Source organism: Pseudomonas sp. p106, from assembly GCF_003936645.1.
Lineage (GTDB): Bacteria > Pseudomonadota > Gammaproteobacteria > Pseudomonadales > Pseudomonadaceae > Aquipseudomonas > Aquipseudomonas putida_E.
The window spans coordinates 47538-68629 of the sequence record NZ_RHQR01000022.1; the positions used below are offsets into that span (position 1 = coordinate 47538).

18 protein-coding genes are annotated in these 21092 nt (G+C 63.2%); 6 read left to right on the forward strand and 12 right to left on the reverse strand.

What is annotated here, in order from left to right; translation table 11 throughout:
* Nucleotides 1-135: 135 nt before the first annotated feature.
* The 5 genes from EGJ09_RS22395 to EGJ09_RS22415 all read right to left on the reverse strand — a co-directional run bounded on the left by EGJ09_RS22395 (nucleotide 136) and on the right by EGJ09_RS22415 (nucleotide 6362).
* Nucleotides 136-1044 carry a DMT family transporter gene (locus tag EGJ09_RS22395; RefSeq protein WP_125924808.1) on the reverse strand — a complete coding sequence of 303 codons (909 nt, stop codon included), beginning with the start codon at nucleotides 1042-1044 and terminating at the stop codon, nucleotides 136-138.
* A gap of 195 nt (nucleotides 1045-1239) precedes the next feature.
* On the reverse strand, nucleotides 1240-2730 hold the full coding sequence (locus tag EGJ09_RS22400; protein WP_125924809.1) for an aldehyde dehydrogenase: 1491 nt from the start codon (nucleotides 2728-2730) through the stop codon (nucleotides 1240-1242).
* A gap of 1 nt (nucleotide 2731) precedes the next feature.
* Nucleotides 2732-3634 carry a dihydrodipicolinate synthase family protein gene (locus EGJ09_RS22405; protein WP_125924810.1) on the reverse strand — a complete coding sequence of 301 codons (903 nt, stop codon included), beginning with the start codon at nucleotides 3632-3634 and terminating at the stop codon, nucleotides 2732-2734.
* Between the two features lie 49 nt (nucleotides 3635-3683).
* Nucleotides 3684-5012: an MFS transporter gene (locus EGJ09_RS22410; RefSeq protein WP_125924811.1), complete on the reverse strand. Its 1329-nt coding sequence runs from the start codon at nucleotides 5010-5012 to the stop codon at nucleotides 3684-3686.
* Nucleotides 5013-5042: 30 nt separating this feature from the next.
* The gene (locus tag EGJ09_RS22415; protein ID WP_125924812.1) at nucleotides 5043-6362 is read right to left on the reverse strand and encodes an FAD-binding oxidoreductase; all 1320 of its coding nucleotides are present in this window, start codon (nucleotides 6360-6362) and stop codon (nucleotides 5043-5045) included.
* 468 nt (nucleotides 6363-6830) lie between these two features.
* Here EGJ09_RS22415 and EGJ09_RS22420 point away from each other — a divergent pair, with 468 nt between their 5' ends.
* From EGJ09_RS22420 to EGJ09_RS22445, 6 genes are all read left to right on the forward strand, one after another.
* Nucleotides 6831-7682 (forward strand): glycine betaine ABC transporter substrate-binding protein, encoded by an 852-nt coding sequence (locus EGJ09_RS22420; RefSeq protein ID WP_125924813.1) that lies wholly within the window; start codon nucleotides 6831-6833, stop codon nucleotides 7680-7682.
* A 76-nt stretch (nucleotides 7683-7758) separates the two neighbouring features.
* Nucleotides 7759-8877 (forward strand): glycine betaine/L-proline ABC transporter ATP-binding protein, encoded by a 1119-nt coding sequence (locus EGJ09_RS22425; RefSeq protein WP_125924814.1) that lies wholly within the window; start codon nucleotides 7759-7761, stop codon nucleotides 8875-8877.
* Nucleotides 8874-9734, forward strand: coding sequence for a proline/glycine betaine ABC transporter permease (locus EGJ09_RS22430; RefSeq protein ID WP_125924815.1), 861 nt, complete (start codon nucleotides 8874-8876; stop codon nucleotides 9732-9734). Before EGJ09_RS22425 ends, EGJ09_RS22430 begins: the two co-directional genes overlap by 4 nt.
* Nucleotides 9721-10566, forward strand: coding sequence for a proline/glycine betaine ABC transporter permease (locus tag EGJ09_RS22435; protein ID WP_125924816.1), 846 nt, complete (start codon nucleotides 9721-9723; stop codon nucleotides 10564-10566). Before EGJ09_RS22430 ends, EGJ09_RS22435 begins: the two co-directional genes overlap by 14 nt.
* A gap of 122 nt (nucleotides 10567-10688) precedes the next feature.
* Nucleotides 10689-11405, forward strand: a complete 717-nt coding sequence (locus EGJ09_RS22440; protein WP_125924817.1) for a GntR family transcriptional regulator — start codon at nucleotides 10689-10691, stop codon at nucleotides 11403-11405.
* A 177-nt stretch (nucleotides 11406-11582) separates the two neighbouring features.
* Nucleotides 11583-12656, forward strand: a complete 1074-nt coding sequence (locus tag EGJ09_RS22445) for an aldo/keto reductase (protein ID WP_115275212.1) — start codon at nucleotides 11583-11585, stop codon at nucleotides 12654-12656.
* A 7-nt stretch (nucleotides 12657-12663) separates the two neighbouring features.
* On the opposite strand, the gene EGJ09_RS22450 is transcribed toward EGJ09_RS22445, so the two are convergent.
* The 7 genes from EGJ09_RS22450 to EGJ09_RS22480 all read right to left on the reverse strand — a co-directional run bounded on the left by EGJ09_RS22450 (nucleotide 12664) and on the right by EGJ09_RS22480 (nucleotide 20998).
* Nucleotides 12664-13629 (reverse strand): carbohydrate kinase, encoded by a 966-nt coding sequence (locus EGJ09_RS22450; RefSeq protein ID WP_125924818.1) that lies wholly within the window; start codon nucleotides 13627-13629, stop codon nucleotides 12664-12666.
* 41 nt (nucleotides 13630-13670) lie between these two features.
* Nucleotides 13671-15161, reverse strand: coding sequence for a xylulokinase (gene xylB, locus EGJ09_RS22455; protein WP_125924819.1), 1491 nt, complete (start codon nucleotides 15159-15161; stop codon nucleotides 13671-13673).
* Nucleotides 15162-15176: 15 nt separating this feature from the next.
* Nucleotides 15177-16652, reverse strand: a complete 1476-nt coding sequence (locus EGJ09_RS22460) for a mannitol dehydrogenase family protein (RefSeq protein ID WP_125924820.1) — start codon at nucleotides 16650-16652, stop codon at nucleotides 15177-15179.
* An 11-nt stretch (nucleotides 16653-16663) separates the two neighbouring features.
* A complete protein-coding gene (locus EGJ09_RS22465; RefSeq protein ID WP_125924821.1) occupies nucleotides 16664-17776 on the reverse strand; it encodes an ABC transporter ATP-binding protein in 1113 nt (370 codons plus the stop codon).
* A 63-nt stretch (nucleotides 17777-17839) separates the two neighbouring features.
* A complete protein-coding gene (locus EGJ09_RS22470; RefSeq protein ID WP_012313928.1) occupies nucleotides 17840-18673 on the reverse strand; it encodes a carbohydrate ABC transporter permease in 834 nt (277 codons plus the stop codon).
* A gap of 10 nt (nucleotides 18674-18683) precedes the next feature.
* Nucleotides 18684-19607 (reverse strand): carbohydrate ABC transporter permease, encoded by a 924-nt coding sequence (locus tag EGJ09_RS22475; protein ID WP_125924822.1) that lies wholly within the window; start codon nucleotides 19605-19607, stop codon nucleotides 18684-18686.
* A gap of 80 nt (nucleotides 19608-19687) precedes the next feature.
* Entirely contained in the window at nucleotides 19688-20998 is a 1311-nt protein-coding gene (locus tag EGJ09_RS22480) for a sugar ABC transporter substrate-binding protein (RefSeq protein ID WP_115275206.1), read from the reverse strand.
* Between the last annotated feature and the right edge of the window lie 94 nt (nucleotides 20999-21092).

The following is a 21092-nucleotide window of genomic DNA, read 5'->3' on the forward strand; positions in this document are numbered from 1 at the left end:
ATAGGCTCAATCGGGCGTTTTTGAATGCGCCGCAGAGGATAATGAGCGTGGGGTGCCCTCCTAAATTGATCCTGCGCATCAGCACGATTGGCAATTTCAATTCAGTTTTTTATGCACTTGTTGCTATGGCAGCTTTCAATGCCCCGAGGTCTGCCCAGCACTGCTCCAGGCCGACACAAGGGTGGCAACGATGATCAGAACCGCGCCCAGCACCATTCGCAGCGATGGCTGTTCATCGAACAGCCACCAGGCGCAGGCGATCGCATACACGGGCTCCAGCGCGATGATCATGCCCGCGCTACGGGCCTCCAGTCCCTCGAGGCTCTTGACGAACAGGTACTGAGACAAACCGGTGCAGACCACCCCTAGCACGCCGAGATAAACCCAGTCACTGGTCGTCAGCTCCTGCATGGTCAGATGCGAAATGGCAAACGGCGCCACCAGCGTGGCAACCACCAGGTTCTGCCAGAACGCCACCCGCAGCGCATCCATGCCCCGCGCGGCGCGGCGGTTGGCAATGGCCAGCAGGGCAAACGACAACCCCGAGGTCAGCCCCCAGAGCAAGCCGACCGTGCCTTGGTCGAGCAGGTCGAACGATGGAACCACCAGCACCAGGCCAAGGGTTACCAGCATCAGCAACAGGCCTTCACCGACTTTGATGCGTGCACGGAATACCAAGAGGTCGATGATCGCGATGAAGGCCGGGAAGCTGGCGAAGCCCAACGTGGCAACTGCGATGCCGCCAACTTTGATGGCAATGAAAAAGGTTACCCAGTGTGAGGCCAGCAGTGCCCCAGTCAGACACATCAGGGCAAGTTCGCGCCAACGCAGGACGGCGAACAGCGGGCGCCTTTGTACCTGTGCGACGAGCCCGAGGGCGATGATGGCGAACGCTGCGCGGCCGAAGGTGATCACAGTGGCATCGGCATGGATCAACGCGCCGAGGATGCCGGTGAGGCCGAACAGTACTGCAGCGATGTGGGCATTGATCAATGCATTGCGATGGGCAAGCGAAGACGCCGCCCCGGTTTGTGTGGCGAACATGGCAGTTTCCCGGTATCCGGTAAAAAATATAGAGGTTGGATAGGTGTGGCCACCGGGGACCCGGTTGCCGAAAGCGCCGCAGCGTTTGTTGTGCCTTTGCTGCTATTCGCCGTGAAACAGGTCGGCCCCCGCTTGCGTGGAGCGGGGGCCTGTTGCGGTGCCGAACTCCGTCAGAACAGCACCGGTACGCTCAGTTTACGAAGCATTGATCCAGATGGTTTTCAGCTCCGTGTACTGGTCATGAGCCCAGATGGACTTGTCACGCCCACCAAAGCCTGACTCTTTGTAGCCGCCGAACGGGGTCGAGGCATCGCCCTCGCCGAAGCAGTTGACCGTGACCACACCGGCGCGAATTTCCCGCGACAGGCGCAGGGCATTGCGCAAGCTGCCGGTGTAGGCCGAAGCGGCCAGGCCGTAAACGGTGTCGTTGGCCAGTTCGATGGCTTCGTCGATGGTTTCGAAGCTGGTGACGCTCAGTACCGGCCCGAAGATTTCCTCGATGAACAGCTTGCTGTCGCGCGCTACGCCATCGACGATGGTCGGCTGTACGAACACGCCTTGCTCAGTCTGGCCACCCTGAACCACCGTAAGCTTCTGCTCGGCGGCGTAGTCCAGGTAAGACTTCACTTTCTCGAAGTGCGACCTGCTGACCATCGCCCCCAGACGGTTGTCCGGGTCGAGCGGATCGCCCAGCTTCCAGTCTTCAAGGTGCTTGGCGATGAGCCCCAGCAGTTGATCCTTGACGTCCTTGTGTACGATCAGGCGCGAGGAGGCCGAGCAGTTCTCACCCATGTTCCAGAACGCACCGGCAGTGACGAACTGAGCCACTTCATCCAGATCTTCACAGTCGTTCATGACCACGGCCGGGTTCTTTCCCCCCAGCTCCAGGACGATGCGCTTGAGGTTGGATTCGGCGGCGTACTTGAGGAACAGGCGGCCGGTGTCGGTCGAGCCGGTGAAGCTCACCATGGGGATATCCATGTGCCGGCCGATGGCCTCGCCCACTTCGCGGCCGCCACCGGGCACCAGGTTGAACACGCCGGCAGGTACGCCGGCCTGGTAAGCCAGCTCGGCAACCCGCAGGGCGCTAAGAGTGGTTTCCTTGGCAGGCTTGACCACGATCGAGCAACCGGCGGCCAGCGACGGGGCGATCTTCCATGCCAGCATCAGCAGCGGGAAGTTCCACGGCAGCACCAGGCCAACCACGCCGATGGCTTCGCGCACCACCATGGTCACCGCCGCGTTACCGGTCGGCGCCGTGTTGTCATAGATCTTGTCGATCAGCTCGGCGTGCCAGCGAATGGTGTGGATGGTTTCCGGCACATCGACGTTCTGGCACTCGCTGACCGGCTTGCCGCTGTCCAACGCTTCGAGCACGGCCAACTCGTGGCTGTTGTCTTCCAGCAATTGGGCAAATTTCAGCAAGACATGTTTGCGCTCGGCCGGCTGCAGCTTGGACCAGGCGCCGTCTTCGAACACGCGCTTGGCCGCCGCTACAGCAACGTCGACGTCCTGCACGTCACACGCGGCCACTTCCGCCAACTGCTTGCCAGTGGCCGGGTTGGTGGTGACGAATGTACGGCCCGAAATGGCGTCACGGAACTCGCCGTCGATGAATGCCTGGGTACGCAACTGCAGTTCGGCGGCGATGGCCGCGTATTGTTCCTTGCTCAGCAGCTCAGCCATTTCAGGCACCTCCGGTAATCTGCGCGATGTTGCGCTTGAGCGTGGCCACGACGCCCTCAAGCGCCTGCTTTTCTTCGTCGTCCAGCGCTTGCAGCGGGGCGCGCACGCCACCGGTACGCAAGCCTTGCAGTTCACTGCCGTACTTGATCGACTGAACGAACTTGCCGCCTTCGAGGAAGTCCATCAGCGGCATCATGGCGCCCATGATGCGGCGGCCTTTGTCGAAGTCCTTCTCGACCACGCAGGCCTCATACAGCGCAACGTGCTCGCGCGGGATGAAGTTGGAGCCGGCGCAGACCCAGCTTTGTGCACCCCAGGCGAAGAACTCCAGGGCCTGGTCGTCCCAGCCGCACGACAGCTGGATATTTGTGCGCTGGATGGCCAGGCGATGCAGTTGGGCCATGTCACCAGAGCTTTCCTTGATGGCAACGATGTTTTTTACATCGGCGACGGCATCGAAGAACGGCTCACCCATGCTTACGCCCATTCGCCCTGGGTAGTTGTAGAGCATGATCGGCAGGTTGGCAGCTTTATCTACGGCTTTGACGTGAATGGCGATCTCCTGCTGGGTCGGCAGTGCGTAGGGTGGTGTACCGACCAGTAGCGCGTCCGCTTTGATCTCACGCGCATGCTTGGCGAACGCCACCGAATCCTCGGTGCGGATGCCTCCGGTGCCGATGATCAGCGGCAGGCGCCCACTGAGCACGTCCTTGGCTTTGGCGGCCAAGTCGATGCGCTCCTGAGCGGTGTGAGCATAGTACTCGCCGGTTGAGCCGCCGATGATCACGCCATGGATCTTCGACTCCACCAGGTAGTCCAGGACTTCGGCGAACGCCGCCATGTCAATGGAGCCGTCTGCGGCCAGGGGAGTGATTGCCGGGGTGTAGATGCCTTCGAATTTCACGGTTGAGTCTCCAGTGCAACGAGTAATGGGGGGCGGTTCAGATTCATGTTCAGCTCAGCGAAGCGGCCTGCTGCAGGTTCAGCGAACGGGTTTCCGGCGCCAGGGCCCATGCGAAGGCCAGGCCGACGAAGGTGACTGCGGCCGCCGCCAGCATGGTGTTGGCGATGCCCAGCGACTCCAGTGACATTGGCACCAGCCAGGTGCCCACTGCCGCACCGACACGCGACAGCGAGGTGCCGATGCCGACGGCCTGGGCGCGGATCTCTGTGGGGAACAGCTCGTTCGGGTAGACCAGTTGCAGCACCTGGGCGCCGCCGATGAACAGCGCATAAGCACCGAACAGCACCAGGATCAACAGGGGGGCGCTGTCGTGGAAGGCGCCCAGGCCAAGCAGGGCCAGGCCAGAGAGCAGGAAGCTGTAGATCAGCATGCTGCGCCGGCCCATGCTGTTGATCAGGCGGGTAGCGATCACGCAGCCGATGACGAACAGCAAGGTGATTGCCACCGAGCCGAATGATGCCCACTCGCCTTTGAGGTTCAAGGCCAGCAGTACCTTCGGAGCGAAGGCGTAGACCGCGAACACAGGGATAACCGAGCAGCTCCAGAACATGGTCACGAACAGCATCCGCTTGCCGTAGCCGGAGTGCAGCAGGTTCCACACCGAAATTTTCTGCTCCCTGGGCTGCTCGGGCAGGTTGGCCAGCGAGAAGCTGGGGCCATACACCTGCTTGATGATCTGCTCGGCCTCGGTGCTGCGGCCTTTGCTCAGCAGCCAGCGTGGTGACTCAGGGGTGCCCAGGCGCACGATGAACAGTGCGGCGCCGATCAGCGCAGAACTTACCAGCACCAGGCGCCAGCCATCCTCGCCACCGACGTTGAGAATGAAATTACCCAGCACGTAGGCGAACGCAGCGCCGGCAAACCACATGATGGTCAGCATCGCCAGACGTGGCCCGCGGTATTTCTTTGGCAGAAACTCCACCAACAGGGATGTCGCTACCGGGTACTCGATGCCCACGGCGATGCCGATCACAAAGCGCAGCACAAACAGCGCCAATGCGGATTCCACCCAGTACTGTGCCACCGACGACAGTACGAACAACGCAGGGCCTATGAAGAACACGCGCTTGCGCCCCAGGCGGCCGGTGAGCCAGCCTCCGAGAAAGCCACCGAAGAAGATGCCGATCAGCGCCGAAGCGGCGATCATGCCCTGCCAGAAGCCGCTCAGCCCCAGCGCATTGGTCATGTAGATGAGCGATACGCCAATAATGCTTAGAACATAGCCATCGACAAACGAGCCGCCCGCTGAGCGCACGGTCAGGAGTCTATGGAAGCTGTTGAGGGGTACGTCTTCGATGGAGCGATTATTTATTGTCATGCTATCTCCGCTTCTTCGTGGATCTTGTTTTTAGCTTTCCTTGCCCGCCCGGTATTGCCCCCATGCCAGGTTCAGGTTCACACCCAAGGAGAGGAAAGGCTGGGGTGGGTTGCTGTTGGGGCCAGGGGAGTCCAGCAGGAAATCGATCAGCTCGTTGCGCTCGCCGGCCAGCCAGTCGGCCAGCAGCTTGCCGGTGGCGGTGCCGCGGGTGACGCCCAGGCCGTTGCAGCACAGCGCGCCATAGACGTTGGGCGCCAGCTGGCCAAACTGGCTGGTGTGGTTGCGCGAAAGGGCCAGCGAACCGCCCCAGGTGTAGTCGAAGGTCACGCCCGGCAACATCGGGAAGCGCTGGGCGAAGGAGGCCCTGTGCCGGTTGGCGAAGCGCTCCAGGTACTTGGCGCTGCTGCGCCCGTCGGGGTTGAAGCTGAAGCTGTTACGGATCAGCAGGCGCTGGTCTGGTGTGCGCCTTACGGTGGTGCCAAACGGGTCGGCCGGGATCAGCCCCCAGTAGGGTTTGCCGCCCAGGCTTGCCTGCTCCTGCGGGGTGAGCTGGCGGGTCAGGCTGGCATAGGTAAAGATCGGCAGCATACGGCCGCGAAGGAAACCGAAGCTCATGCCGAAGGCGTTATTGGCCAGGATCAGCTTATCGGTGGTGATGCTGCCGCTCGCGTGGTTCAGGCGCACCTTCTGGCCATATTCGACGTCAAGAATCGGAGTGTTCTCGCACAGCTGCACGTTGGCCGGCAGGCTGTCAGCCAAGCCCTTGACCAGCGCGGCTGGCTGCACCAGGGCAGTGCCCGGCGTAAACAACGCCTTGCGGTAGAAGGACGTGCCGATGTGGCCCGGCAGGTCCTGTTCCTCGATCATTTCCCAAGGCTGCCCGAGCTTGTCCAGGCCCCGTCGATAGGCGTCGAGTACGGCAATGCCACGTGGCTCGATGGCAGCTTGGTATTTGCCGCAGTGCTTGAACTGGCAGTCGATGTCGAACTGGCTGACCAACGCTTTGAGCGACGATTGGCCGGTCAGATTGAGCTTCATCGATTTCTGGGCGATTTCGATGTCGCCGATGTAGTCCTCTGCGCCGATGTCGTGGGGCAGGTCGATGGCGAAACCCGCATTGCGCCCGGAGGTACCGAAGCCGACTTCCTGGGCTTCGACCAGCAGGATTTGCTCATTGGGGAAGTGCAGCGCCAACTGGCGGGCAACGGCAAGGCCGGTGAACCCAGCACCGACGATGCACCAACGCACGTCGCTGTGGCCGCTATGCCGGGGTTTTGGCGTGCGCGGCTGGCTGAGGTGATACCAACCGCAGGTGCGGTCATCGGCGGGTAAAGACGTAATTTTTGTCATTGTCAACGGCTCGACTTCAGTACCGGTTTGAACGATACGGCCCGGTCGGATCCGCTCCGCCATGGCTGTGTCTACAATTCGTCTACCGAATATATTGCTCGATATACAATGTGTCTATCGGTTTTTTGACGAGCGGTCGGAGGCCAATTGAGGTGATGTCAATAAACGACGTTTTTCATGTCATAAAACGACGCTTGTGCATCTCTAGGAGCTACAGGGCGTGTTTTATATTCATATAAATCAATAATTTATATGTAATTCACATTGATTTTTATGAGTATACAGTTTGAAGACAATGGCATTGACGGTCGCCGAGACTCGTGCCAGCCTCTTGAAAACCACCGCTCCCACAGGGGGTGTGGTCACGGATTCCGGTGATGTCCGTCGGGGAAGGGATTTACATCAATAAAAACGCGAAGCCCGCCCTTGAAAGCGGGTCGCCTCTCTATCTGCGAACGAGGAATCAATATGAAACTCATGCGTAAGGCGTTGTGTGCACTGGCGGTGGTCGGGCTGACGATCTTCCAGGTGCAAGCCGAAGAGAAGGTCATCAACATGGGGACGCTTTCCTGGGAAGACCTCACGCCTATCAGCGGCATCACCAAGAAGGTACTCGAAGACTCCGGCTACACCGTCAAGGTGACTTCGTTCTCCGAGTGGGGCATTGCCTACGCAGCCTTGGGCAAAGGTGACATTCAGATCCTCGCTTCGCAGATCGATTACGTGGCTCAGGACTACTGGAACAAGAACAAAAACAAGCTGGAGAAGATTTCGCCCGTGTCCCACGGCCTGTATCAGGCCATCGCCGTGCCCAGCTACGTGCCCATTGATTCCCTCGAACAGCTCAATGAGAACGCCGAGAAGTTCAACGGCAAGATCATCGGCATCGAGCCGGGCTCTGGCCTGATGAGCGAAGCGGCCGAAGCAGTGAAACAGTATGGCCTCAAGCTCGACCTGCTCGAAGGCAGCACTGCGGCCATGACCGCTGCATTGAAATCTGCAGTGGACCGCAAAGACTGGATAGCGGTCACCGTTTGGGAGCCGTCCTGGATGGCGCAAAAGTTCGACATCAAATTCCTCAAGGACCCCAAGGGCGTCTTCGCGCCACCGCAAGGCTACTACTGGATCGGCAAGAAGGGCTTTTCTGCCGAGAACCCACAGGCCCGCGAAGCCATTGCCAGCGTTTACGTGCCGTTGACCGCAATCACGTCGATCAACGGCGCGGTGAAGGACGGCAAAACCATGGACGAAGCGGTGAAGGACTGGACCGACAAGAACGCCGATTTGCTCAAGCGCTGGGAAAACATAAAGAAGTACTGATCCATCCTTTATTAGTTGCTGCTGCCGAACTTGAATTATTCAAACAACCAGAAACCTCTGGTTCGACGGGTGCGATATGAACACGAAAAATGACACGCCTGGGGATGTGCTGGTGAGTTGCCAGAGCGTCTGGAAAGTATTTGGCAAGAAGGCGCCGGAGGCGATGCGTGCCTACCAGGAGCGCGGGCTGTCGAAAAGCCAGATCCTCCAGGACTTCGGTTGCGTCGTCGGCGTTTCCGACGTCAGCATGGAACTGCGGCGCGGCGAGATCTTCTGCATCATGGGGCTTTCCGGTAGCGGCAAGTCCACCCTGATCCGCCTGCTCAACCGGCTGATCACGCCCACCGCAGGTCAAGTGCGGGTCAAGGGCCAGGACTTGGCCAGCCTCGATGCCAAGGCACTGCGCGAGGTGAGGGCCAAACACATTGGCATGGTATTCCAGAGCGTGGCCCTGTTGCCTCACCGTACGGTGCTGGAGAACGCCGCGTTCGGTCTGGAAGTGCAGGGCGTTGGCAAGGCAGAGCGGCACAAGGTGGCCGAGCAGGCCCTGGCCAAGGTCGGCCTGGCGGAGTGGTCAGGTCGCTATCCGGACGAACTGTCCGGCGGCATGCAGCAACGTGTCGGCCTTGCCCGTGCGATCACCTCGGACCCAGAAGTCATCCTCATGGACGAGCCCTTCAGCGCACTCGACCCGTTGATCCGCCGCCAATTGCAGGACGAGTTCCGCGAGTTGACCAAGTCCTTGGGCAAGTCTGCGGTGTTCATCACGCATGACCTGGAAGAGGCGATCCGCATTGGTGACCGTATCGCGATCATGAAGGACGGGATGATCATTCAGGAAGGCACCGCTGAAGAGATCGTGCTCAACCCCAGGGATGCCTACGTGGCAGAGTTCGTCGCAGGCATTTCGCGCCTGCACCTGGTGCGCGCCCATTCGATCATGACGGCGGTGCAGGCCTGGCGGGCGGCCCGCCCTGGCGCTGACCCGGAAAGCCTGGCGAGGGTGGAGGCCCAGGCCGACCTCGATGCACTGATCAACCTGATGGTTGCGTCCGGCAGTGATGCGCTTGCAGTGGTACAGGCAGGTGCGATTGTCGGCGTGGTGACCCAAAGCGACCTGTTGCGTGGCGTACAGGGCCAGGCCCAGGTGGAGACGGACTTCAAAACGGCGCCGGTAGGGGAGGCCTCGCTATGAACGAGCCGACCTTTGCCGTGCGCTTTGACGAAACGGTCGACGGCGCCCTGGAGTGGGTATCGGAAAATTGGGCGGGCTTTTTCGACGGCCTCAACACAGTGCTCACCGGCCTCTACGAAGCGGTGTTCTGGGTCCTGAATCTGCTGCCTTACCCAGGGTTGGCGATCATCGTGGGCCTGATGGCCTGGCGGCTCACCGCTAGCCGCGGATTTGCCCTCGGTGCCACCTTGGCACTGTTGCTGTGCGCCTTCATGGGCCTGTGGCAGGAAACCATCAGCACCTTGGCGCTGGTATTGACCGCGACCAGTCTGGCCTTGATCGTCGGTATCCCGATCGGTGTCGCGGCCGGCCTGTCTCCAGCCCTGAATCGCGTATTCGAACCGTTGCTCGATCTCATCCAGACCCTGCCGCCCTACATCTATCTGCTGCCGGCCATTGCACTGTTGGGCTACGGTACCGCGACCGCACTGGTTGCCACGTTCATTGTCGCCGTGCCACCGGTGTTGCGCCTGACCTCCTTGGGTATCGGCCGTACACCCCGGCAGTTCATCGAACTGGGTGAGGCCAGTGGCACCAGCACGGCGCAACTGTTTTTCAAGATTCGCGTGCCGTTTGCCTTGCCGAGCATCATGACCGGCGTCAATCAGAGCCTGATGATGGCCTTCGGCATGGTAGTGATCGCCGGCATCGTCGGCTCCGGTGGGCTGGGGGAGGTGATTTACGGAGCGATCCGCACGCTGGACATCGCCCGCTCGATCAATGGTGCCATCGCTATCGTTATCCTGACCCTGATCCTCGACCGGCTGGCGCAGAGCGCGACCCGCGCCGGCAAGGAGGCACTGCATGAATCTCACTGACCTCAAGCTGTCGCCCGGCGCCTGGCTGGCGCCAGCGGTGGACTGGCTCAATACCAACTGGCATCCGCTGTTCGCCTTTATCAGCAAGGTCATCGAGGCCATGCTCGGTGGTATAGAAGCCGCACTGCTGTGGGTTCCGTTTTACCTGATGATCCCGCTGGTGGCGGTGCTTGCGCTGTTGGCCATTGGCGTACGTGCCGCGCTGTTGGCGGCCTGTATGCTGGGCTTCTGCTGGCTGTCGGGGTTGTGGGCGTCGTCGATGCAGACCCTGGCGCTGGTCTCGGTCTCGGTACTGATTTCGGTTGCCATCGCCTTCCCGCTGGGGGTCCTGGCATCGCGCTTCAAACGCCTGGACCGGACGTTAGGGCCGCTGATGAACGTGATGCAGACGGTGCCGCCTTGGGTCTACCTGATCCCTGCGGTGATGGTATTCAGCCTGGGCAAGGTTCCGGCGATCATCGCTACCATCGTCTACGGTATTCCACCGATGCTCAGGCTCACCACCCTGGCCTTTAACCAAGTGCGCAAGGACCTGCTGGAGCTGGGGCGGGCCAGTGGCGCTACTCCTGGCACCATTCTGCTGAAGATCGAGCTGCCCACAGCCATGCCCACCTTGGTGGTGGGTTTGAACCAGTGCATCCTGCTGTCGCTGGCGATGGTGGTGTTGGCCGGGCTGGTTGGCGCGGGTGGGCTGGGGGCTGAAGTCACCCGTGGACTGACCCGCATGGAGATGGGCCTGGGGCTGCGCGCAGGCTTGGCGATTGTGGCAGTGGCGCTGCTGCTGGATCGGCTGTCTCGTGGGGCTTTGCAACGCGGCGAGCGCCCTGCCTGAGGCATGGGTTCTGGTTGTGGCCGAGGCGGGAGTGGCTCTGTCCCGCCCTTGGCTGACACTTGGACTATCACCCTGGAGTCTACAGATTGTAGTATTGGCATCCGTCCACCTAGGAGCAAACCATGAAAGCGGCAGTGCTAAACGATGGCGAAGGTCCCGCAGTCGATCGCAAGACAGCCTTGGGCCAATCGTTGCGCAAGCGGATCCTGAGCATGGAAATCGCCCCTGGGGCGGTGCTCGATGAAGTTGCGTTGAGCGAGGAATTCGGACTGTCGCGTCCGCCAGTGCGTGAGCTTTTACGGCAGATGGCTGCTGAGGGTTATATTGACCTGGAAGCTAACCGTGCGCCACGGGTGTCGCTGATGAGCCACCAGACACTGCGCAGCTTCTTTCTTGCCGCGCCGCTGATCTATGTCGCGACCACCAAGCTCGCTGCCCTGCATGCTACCCCTGCGCAGATCGAAGGGCTCAAGCGCATTCAACAGCGTTTCCGCCAGGCGGTAGATGCCGGTGATGTCGATGGTCGCGTGCTGTACAACGATGCATTTCACCTTGAAATCGGGCGCATGGCTGACAACAGCTACCTCATGCCGAGCCTGTGCCGTCTGCTGATTGACCACGCGCGGCTGGGCAAGACCTTCTACAAGGTGCAGCCTGACCCGGACCTTGCCGCCGACCTTGAAACGGCGGCCAACCAGCATGACCAGATAATCGATGCCATCGAGCGTCGTGACGTGGACGATGCCGAGCGGCTGATCCGCGCGCACATGGAACTGTCGCGCCGACGCATGGCAATGTTCGCCGCGCCCGAGGGCCTGGACGTTCAGTTCGACGCGTGATCAGGCGTGCAGCTCAAGAACTGCGCGGTCCGTGTAGGAGTCGGCTTGCCGGCGATGGGCTGCGCAGCAGCCCTGAAACGCTTCGCCGCCCACCCCGCAGGTAACCAATCAGATTGAACGTTTCAGCAATCCATCCCGTCGGTACTTCCAAGTCGTTCGCATTTGGAGGCACTACCCATGAAGTACCGCGCACTCGGCAACACTGGCCTGCTGGTTTCTGAACTGGTGGTCGGCACGGTCCCGTTCGGCGGGCGTGGCGCATTCGAGAAAACCGGCAGCGTGGACGTGGCACTGGCCCGGCGCATGTTCGACATGGCCTTCGACGCCGGGGTCAACCTGGTCGACACGGCAGACCTGTACTCCCACGGCCTGGCCGAAGAGATCGTCGGCCAGGCGCTGGGTGAGCGGCGCCAGTCGGTCATCCTCGCCACCAAGGCGCGCAGCCCGATGGGGGACAACCCCAACGACAGCGGCGCTTCGCGCTATCACCTGATCCGCGCCTGCGAAGCCAGCCTCAAGCGCTTGGGCACCGACCATATCGACCTCTACCAGATCCACAACTGGGACGGCATCACGCCTGTGGAAGAGACCCTGGCCGCCCTTGAGCACCTGGTGCAAAGCGGCAAGGTGCGTTACTTCGGCACGTCCAATTACACCGCCTGGCAGATGATGAAAACCCTCGGCAGTGCTCGGCTCAACGGTTGGCAGCAGCCGGTTTCCCAGCAGATCTACTACACCCCCGAAGCCCGTGAAGCGGAGTACGAACTGCTGCCGATGGCACTCGACCAGGGCCTTGCCACGCTGGTGTGGGGGCCGCTGGGGGAGGGCTTGCTGACCGGCAAGGTGCGGCGCGGGCAACAGACGCCGGCCGGTACCCGCCAAGGCAACGATTGGCCGGAACCCTACGTGCATGACAAGGAGCGGGCCTACGACATCATCGAGGCGCTGATCGAGGTGGGGCGCCGGCATGGCTGCTCACCGGCGCGGGTGTGCCTGGCCTGGCTCAAGGACCGACCAGGCATCACCAGTGTCATCACGGCCGGGCGCACGGCCGAGCAGTTGCACGACAACCTGCAGGCGGTGGAGCTGGTGCTGACAGGCCAAGACCTTGAACAGATCGAGCGGGTGACGCGGATCGCGCCGCAGTATCCGTACTGGCATCGCATCGCGGCGAAAATGGACCGCATCGACCCGGCCGAGGCGCCGTTCATTGCCCTGCATCGGCAAACGATGAAGCAGCACAAACCCTGATCCGCAATCAGCCCGAGGTACCGATGGCCTGTGGCATGCACGAAAGCTCGCCTGCAAACGGCAGGTCCGGCCCGGCCCTGGAACAGGTCACCGCCGCCGCCCCAATGGCGTAGGCCAGCATCGCATCGACCGTGTCGCGCGCCAGCATCGCCACACCCATCGGGCTGTCCGCACCCAGCCGAACCAGGCAGGCCAGCACGGCCGCCTGGAACGTATCCCCGGCCCCCACGGTGTCGCGAACCGGCAGTGAGCTGTCCGCCGGCCGGTGCCACGACCCGTGCGCACAATGCACGCTGGCACCCTCAGCCCCGTGGGTCACGAACACCAGCCGGCAGCGCTCGTTCAACCAGCCACGGGCTACCTCGCCAGTGTCGCGCCCCGGGTACAGCACCTGCAGGTCTTCCTCGCTGGCCTTGATCAAATGTGCATGCGCGGCAAACGCTTCAACGCGCCTGCGCCACAGCGCCACATCAGGCTGCGGATTCAGGCGTACGTTCGGGTCCAGGCTGATCAGCCGCTGGTCACGTTCGCGTTCCACCAGTGCCAGCAACGTGTCGGCCACGGGTGTCACCACCAGTGTGTATGACCCCACGTGCAGCCCGCGTACGTTCTCATCCAGTACCGGCAGATGCTCAAGCCGCACCTGCCGGTCGGCGCAGCCTTCGCCGCGGAACTGGTACTGCGCGGAGCCGTTGGCATCCAGGCCGACCATGGCCAGGGTGGTGGGTGCATCGCTGGTCACCAGGTGCTGGCAATTCACGCCTTCTTCCTCCAGTACCCGGCGCAGGCGCGCGCCGAGGTGGTCGCTGGACAACCCGCCGAAAAAGCCTGCGGCAACGCCCAGCCTGCGCAGGCCGACGGCGACGTTGAACGGCGAGCCGCCAGCAATCGCGGTAAAGCCCAGCTCTGCGCTGCGCGGGCTGTTTGCCAGGCTGAAGACATCGAACAACGCCTCGCCACATACCAGATACATGAAGTTCTCCCAAACAGAAAAGAGTAAGGACAGTACCGCGATCAGAGCACAGGCAGGTGATCCAGGTAGCGTCTGTAGGCCACGCCGTAGGCGGCCTGTTGCGCCAGGCCGGGCCGGGTGCGGGTGCTTTCGTCCAGCTCGACGCAGCGCTCGCACAGGGCCTGCAGGCTGTCGCCGTGGCCCAGTTGGCGGCCAAGGCTCCAGGCAGCCTGGATTGCCGCCCCCAGCGCGGCGGCTTCGGTCTGGCGCGGGCACACCACCGGCAGGCCGAGCAGATTGGCCAGTACCTGGCGCCACAGCTCGCTTTTTGCCGCCCCGCCCACCAGGCGGATTTCGCTGCCCTGCAGGCCGCTGGCGCGCAGCAGGTCCAGGCCATAGCGCAGGCTGAAGCAAGTGCCTTCGAGTACGGCCCGGCACAGGTTGGCGCGGGTCAGGTTGGCGCTGGTCATGCCATGCAGGCTGGCGCTGGCAGTGGGCAGCGCCGGTACGCGTTCGCCATCGAAAAACGGCAGCATCAACAAGCCGTCGGCGCCAAGCGGCGCTTGCGCGGCGAGGGCCGTGAAGCGGGTGAGGTCAAGCTCCAGCAGGTCACGCACCAGCGCGCAGGCGTTGGTCAGGTTCATCGTGCAGACCAAGGGCAGCCAGCCACCGCTGGAGGCGCAGAAGTTCGCCACCTCGCCCTTGGGGTTGAACTGGGCATGGTCGGCGTAAGCTGCCAGGGTACCCGAGGTGCCCAGGCTGAGGGTAATCATGCCAGGGCTGATATTGCCGGTACCGATGGCGCTGAGCATGTTGTCGCCGCCGCCGGTGGCCACCCAGGCGTGAGGGTTCAGCCCCAGGCCTGCGGCGGCCTGCTCGCGCAGCGGGCCGACGCAGTCGCCGGGTGCGAGCAGCTCTGGCAGTGCCGCCAGCAGGCGCTCGCCCGGTTCGATGTGTTGCAGCACATCGGTTGCCCAGGTGTTGTGGTGCACGTTGTAGTAACCGGTGCCAGACGCATCTCCCGGCTCGCTGCAGGCGCGGCCTGTCAGCCAGTAATTGAGGTAATCGTGGGGCAGCAGCACATGGGCCAGGCGGGCGAACAGGTCGGGGAAGCTGCGTTTGCTCCACAGCAGTTTGGACACGGTATAGCCCGGCGCAATCACCAGCCCCAGGCGTTCGATCGAGCCCTGCGGGCCGCCGAGCAGGTTCAGCAGCGTCTGGTTTTCTGCCGTGGTTTCGGTGTCGCACCAGAGCTTGGCCGGGCGCAGCACCTGCCCTTGGGCGTCCAGCATCACCAGGCCATGCTGCTGGCCGGATACCGCCAGCGCACGGATGGCCTGGCCATCGACGCCGGCCCCATGCAGTGCGCCAGCGACTGCCGTGTGCAGGGCGGCCAGCCAGTCGGCCGGGTCCTGCTCGCGGCGCCCGTCGCGGCCCCGCGCAGGGGCGTGCGCTGCACTACCAAGGCCCAGCACCCGGCCGCTGCCGGCGTCCAGCACCAGCGCCTTGGTGCCCTGGGTGCCGCAATCAATGCCGAGAAACAGTCCGTCCATTGCGTGCGCTCCGGGTCAGTCGCCAAGCACTCGGCGCAGCGTTTCGCTTACGCCAACCTCACACAGGCTGTCATACAGGCGCTCGAAAGCGCTGACGAAGGCGTCGGAGGCGGGGATGATCGTGCCGAATATCGTCTCGTCGCCCAGCACTCGGGCAGCCAGCCCGTCACGCTGCACCACCCGTGCCTGGCACTGGGCCGCGCGTGGGTCGGGGATGGCATAGGCGCTGCCCTGTTCGTCTACCCCGCCCAGGTACAGGGCCCAGGCCGCTACCACCAGGGCCACGCGGTCCAGCGGTTGGCCCTCGGCAATCAGCTGGTTGGCGGTGGGGACGATGTACTTGGGAAACTTCGATGAGCCGTCCGAGCACACCCGCTCCAGCTGGTCGGCGATGGCGCGGTTGGCGAAGCGCTCGGTGAGGCTGTCCTTGTAGCGTTCCAGGTCGATGCCCGGCGCCGGGGCAAGCTGCGGCGTCACGTCCAGGTCCATGAACGTGCGCATGTAGCGGCGCAGCAGTGGGTCGCCAAGGGTTTCGTGGACCAGGCGGTAGCCCTGCAGGAAGCCCAGGTAGGTCAGTGCCAGATGGCTGCCGTTGAGCAGCTTGATTTTCATTTCTTCATAGGGCGTGACGTCGTCGGTGAACTGCACACCGACCTTTTCCCACGCTGGGCGCCCGGCTACGAATTTGTCTTCCACCACCCACTGCAGGAACGGCTCGCACACCACCGGCCAGGCATCCTCGACGCCGTGGCGCTCGAACAGTCGTTGGCGGTGGTCGCTGCTGGTCATTGGCGTGATGCGGTCGACCATGGCGTTGGGGAAGCTCACGTGCTCGCCTATCCAGTGGGCCAGGTCCGGGTCGAGCAACCGGGCAAAGGCCAGCAGGGCCTTGCGCGCGACCGCGCCATTGTGCGGAAGGTTGTCGCAGGACATCACCGTGAACGGCCCCACGCCGGCCTCGCGGCGCCGCCGCAGGGCTTCGCAGAGAAAGCCGAACACGCCTTGCGGGGCCTGCGGGTTGGCCAGATCGTGCCGGACCTGCGCCAGGTCGGCGCGAAACTCGCCGGTGCTGTCGTCGATGCAGTAGCCGCCTTCGGTGATGGTCAGCGAGACGATGCGGACGCCGGGCTCGGCCAGTTTGGCCAGCAGCGCTTGGGCATCGTCCTCGGCCAAGAGCATGTCATTGAGGGCACCGATCACCCGCACTTCGGTGTCGGGTCGGTCGTCCAGCACAAACAGGGTGTACAGGTAGCCCTGCGCCGCCAGGGCGTCGCGCATGGCGCGGTCTTCGCTGCGCAGGCCGGCGCCGCAGATGGCCCAGTCCAGGCCTTCGCCGCGGTTCATCAGGGCGTCGGTGTAGGCCGCCTGGTGGGCACGGTGAAACCCACCTACGCCAATGTGCACAATGCCCTGGCGCAGCTGCGAGGGCGCGTAGGAAGGGCGGGCGACCGTGGGCGCCAGCAGGTCGAGGTGGTGCGGGTCGAGTTTCATCGTGTACGTCCTCAGGCCGCTTGCTGCAGGCGTTTGTCCAGGGCTTGGCCGTTGCTGTCGAACAGGTGGCAGTGGCCTGGGTCGAAGGCCAGTTCCAGGGGCTCGCCGAAGGTCGGCGCAAAGTCGCCGCGCACCCGTACGGTGAGCATTTCCCCGGAGCCGGCACGTACATGGCAGTAGCTGTCACTGCCCAGGCGCTCACTGACGTCGGCGGTCACCTGCAGCAAGCCGGGTGTGCCGTGCCCGGCGCTGGCGATGTTCAGGTGCTCCGGGCGGATGCCCAGCGTCACGGGGCTGCCAGCGGGCAGGCCGTCTGTGCACAGTGCCAGGCTGACACGGGCGCCGCATTCAAGGGTGACCTCGCACGATGTGCCCTGGCTGTGGCTCAGGTGGCCGCGCAAAAAGCCCATTTTCGGGGTGCCGAGAAAGCCTGCGACGAACAGGTTGGCCGGGTGGTGGTACAGCTCAAGCGGCGAGCCGACCTGCTCGATGCGCCCGCCGTTGAGCACCACCACCTTGTCGGCCAGGGTCATCGCCTCGACCTGGTCGTGGGTCACGTAGATCATGGTTGCAGCCAGCTCCTGGTGCAGGCGCGCAAGCTCCAGGCGCATCTGCACGCGCAGGGCGGCGTCAAGGTTCGACAGCGGCTCGTCGAACAGGAAAATCTTTGGGTTGCGCACGATCGCCCGGCCGATCGCCACCCGCTGGCGCTGGCCACCAGACAGTTGGCGGGGTTTGCGTTCAAGCAGCGGTTGCAGTTCTAGGATGCGCGCGGCGTTGTCGACTTTGGCCTGCACCTCACGCTTGTCCACGCCGGCCAGGTCCAGGGCGAACGACAGGTTCTTGCGTACGGTCATGTGCGGGTAGAGCGCGTAGGTCTGGAACACCATGGCCAGGTCGCGTTTGGCCGGGGCGGTGTCAGTGATGTCGACGCCGTCCAGGGTGATGTGGCCGCCGCTGACCTCCTCAAGGCCGGCGATCAGCCGCAGCAGTGTCGACTTGCCACACCCGGACGGGCCGACGAACACCACGAACTCACGGTCGCGCACCTCCAGGTCGATGCCCTTGATGATGGCGTGGCCATCGAAGCCTTTGTGCAGGTTGCGGATCTTCAGGTCAGCCATGGCGAATGTCCTCTGCGGCGGCCCGCAATAGGGGTGATTGAGCAGGTGTCGTGTGGGGGCGGTTCATTTCACGGCGCCGAACGAAAGGCCGCGCACCAGCTGCTTCTGGCTGATCCAGCCGAAAATCAGGATGGGCGCGCAGGCCAGGGTCGAGACGGCCGAGAGCTTGGCCCAGAACAGCCCCTCCGGGCTTGAGTAGGAAGCCACCAGCGCGGTCAGTGGGGCGGCAGCCGAAGAGGTCAGGTTGAGCGACCAGAACGCCTCGTTCCAGCACAGGATCAACGACAGCAGCACGGTCGAGGCCAGCCCGCCGCGAGCGATCGGCAGCAACACGCGGACGATTTCCTGCCAGGTGCCGGCACCGTCCAGGCGCGCGGCTTCAAGGATGTCCACCGGGATGTCCTTGAAGTAGGTGTACACCATCCACACCACGATCGGCAGGTTGATCAGGGTGTAGACGATGATCAGCGCCAGGCGCGAGTCGAGCAGGCCGAACTGTTTGGCCAGCAGGTAGATCGGCATCAGCACGCCCACCGGCGGCAGCATCTTGGTCGACAGCATCCACAGCAGCGTGCGCTTGGTATGGCGGGTTTCGAAAAAGGCCATGGAGTAGGCCGCCGGCACTGCGACAAGCATGCACAGCGCGGTTGCCGAGAAGGCGATCAGCACCGAATTCCAGGCGTAGGCGAAGTAGTCGCTGCGCTCGTTGATGTGCAGGTAGTTTTCCAGCGTTGGCGCGAAGATGAACTGTGGCGGTGTGGCAAAGGCGTCGAGCTCGGTCTTGAAGCTGGTCAGCAGCATCCAGAAGATCGGGAAGAAGATCACCAGGGCGATGCCCCAGCACAGCAGGCCGATCAATGCGTCGCGCAGGCGGCGGGTTTGCTTGAGTGGCAGCATGGCGGGCTCCTCAGCGGCGCTCGGTCAGGTTCTTGCCGATCATCCGTATCAGCACGATGGCGGCGATGTTGGCGATCAGCACGGCGATCAGGCCGCCGGCCGAGGCCATGCCGACGTCGAACTGCAGCAGCGCCTGGTTGTAGATCAGGTAGGCGAGGTTGGTGGACGCATAGCCCGGCCCGCCGCTGGTGGTGGTGAAGATTTCGGCGAACACCGACAGCAGGAAGATGGTCTCGATCATCACCACCACGGCAATCGGGCGGGCCAGGTGCGGCAGGGTCAGGTGCCAGAAGATCGCCAGCGGCCCGGCGCCATCCAGGCGCGCGGCTTCTTTCTGTTCCAGGTCCTGCGACTGCATGGCGGTCATCAGGATCAGGATGGCGAACGGTAGCCACTGCCAGGAGACGATCAGGATGATCGACAGCAGCGGGTAGTGCGCCAGCCAGTCCACCGGCTGCGCGCCAAACAGCCGCCACACGGCCGCGAGGATGCCCGACACCGGGTGCAATATCAGGTTCTTCCACAGCAGCGCGCTGACCGTGGGCATGATGAAGAACGGTGAAATCAGCAGCACCCGCACCACGCCGCGCCCCCAGAACTCGCCGGCCTCCAGCAGCGCCGCGATGAGCACGCCAAACACCACGCTGATCGCCAGCACGCTGCCGACCAGGGTCAGGGTGTTCAGGGCGCCGGGCATGAAGCCTGGGTCGGTGACGAAGTACGCGAAGTTCTCCAGGCCTACGTATGCATTTTCGCCCGGGTACAGCAGGTTGTAGCGGATCAGCGAAAAATACAGGGTCATGCCCAAGGGTACGACCATCCACAACAGCAGCAGCGCCACCGAAGGGCTGACCAGGAACCAGCCCGGGCCGACGCGGCGTTTGCCGGGGCGTGCGGTGGCGAGGGGCGGGGTATCGAGGGCCGAAGTGTCCATGGCGACTCCGTGTGCAGCGAAAAGGGCGGACGGCAGCCGTCACCGCGCCAGGCGTTGGCGCGGCTCAGGCCACGGGTGGGCTACTTGGGGTAACCGGCGCGCTTCATCTCGCGTTCGGTGGACTGCTGGGCGGCGGCAAGCACCTGGTCGACCTTCATCTGCCCGGTCAGGGCGGCGGAGAACAGCTTGCCGACCTGCGTCCCAATGGCCTGGAACTCGGGGATGGTCACCAACTGAATACCCACGTACGGCACGGGCTTGAGCGTGGGGTGGTTGGGGTCAACGCGCTTGAGCGACTCCAGCGTCACCTTGGCGAACGGCGCTGCGGCCAGGTAGGCGTCGCTGTAGGTAGAGGCGCGGGTGCCTGGTGGCACGTTGGCCACGCCTTCCTTGTCGGCCACCAGTTTGCCGTAGGCTTCAGACGTGGCCCAGGTGCTGAAGGCCTTCGCCGCGTCCTTGGCCTTGGAGCTGCTGGGGATGGCCAGCGCCCAGGAATACAGCCACGAGGCGCCCTTGTCGGTGACCTCTTTTGGCGCAAAGGTGAAGCCGACCTGGTCGGCGACCTTGCTCTGGGTCTTGTCGGTGACGAACGAGCCGGCAACGCTGGCATCGACCCACATCGCGCACTTGCCGCTGTTGAACAGTGCCAGGTTTTCGTTGAAGCCGTTGCTCGACGCGCCTGGCGGGCCGTACTGCTTCAGGGTGTCGACGTAGAAGTTCAGCGCGTTCTTCCACGCGCTGCCGGTGAATTCCGGCTGCCACTGTTCGTTGAACCAGCGTGCGCCAAAGGCATTGGCCACGGTGCCGATCAGCGCCATGTTCTCGCCCCAGCCGGCCTTGCCGCGCAGGCAGATGCCGTACTGGCCCTGGTCGGGGTGGTGGAGTTTGGCGGCAAATTCACCCAGCTGGGTCCAGGTCGGTTGCTCGGGCATGCTCAGCCCAGCGTTCTGGAACAGGTCCTTGCGGTAGTAGGTGATCGAGGCCTCGGCGTAGAAGGGCAGGGCGTACAGCGTGCCGTTGGCCGACAAGCCATTGCGCACAGACGGGAACACGTCGTCGAGGTTGTAATCGGCCGGCAGATCCTTCATCGGCTCCAGCCAGCCTTTGGCGCCCCACAGTGCGGCTTCGTACATGCCGATGGTCAGTACGTCGAACTGCCCGCCCTGGGTGGCGATGTCGGTAGTCAGGCGCTGGCGCAGCACGTTCTCTTCAAGCACGACCCACTTGAGCCTGATGTCCGGGTGCTGCTCTTCGAACACCTTGGCCAGGCGCTGCATGCGGATCATGTCGTTGTTGTTGACCGTGGCGATGGTCAGCGTTTCGGCGCCCTGGGCCATTAGCGGCAGGCTGAGGCAGGCAGCGGCCAGGCAGGCCTTGATCGCGTCGTTCATCTATGAACTCCCTTACCGGGCCGGCTGACGGCACGGAAGACATTATTATTTTTGTGTCGCTGGCGCTGATTACACCCCCGCGTGGCGCAGCCCA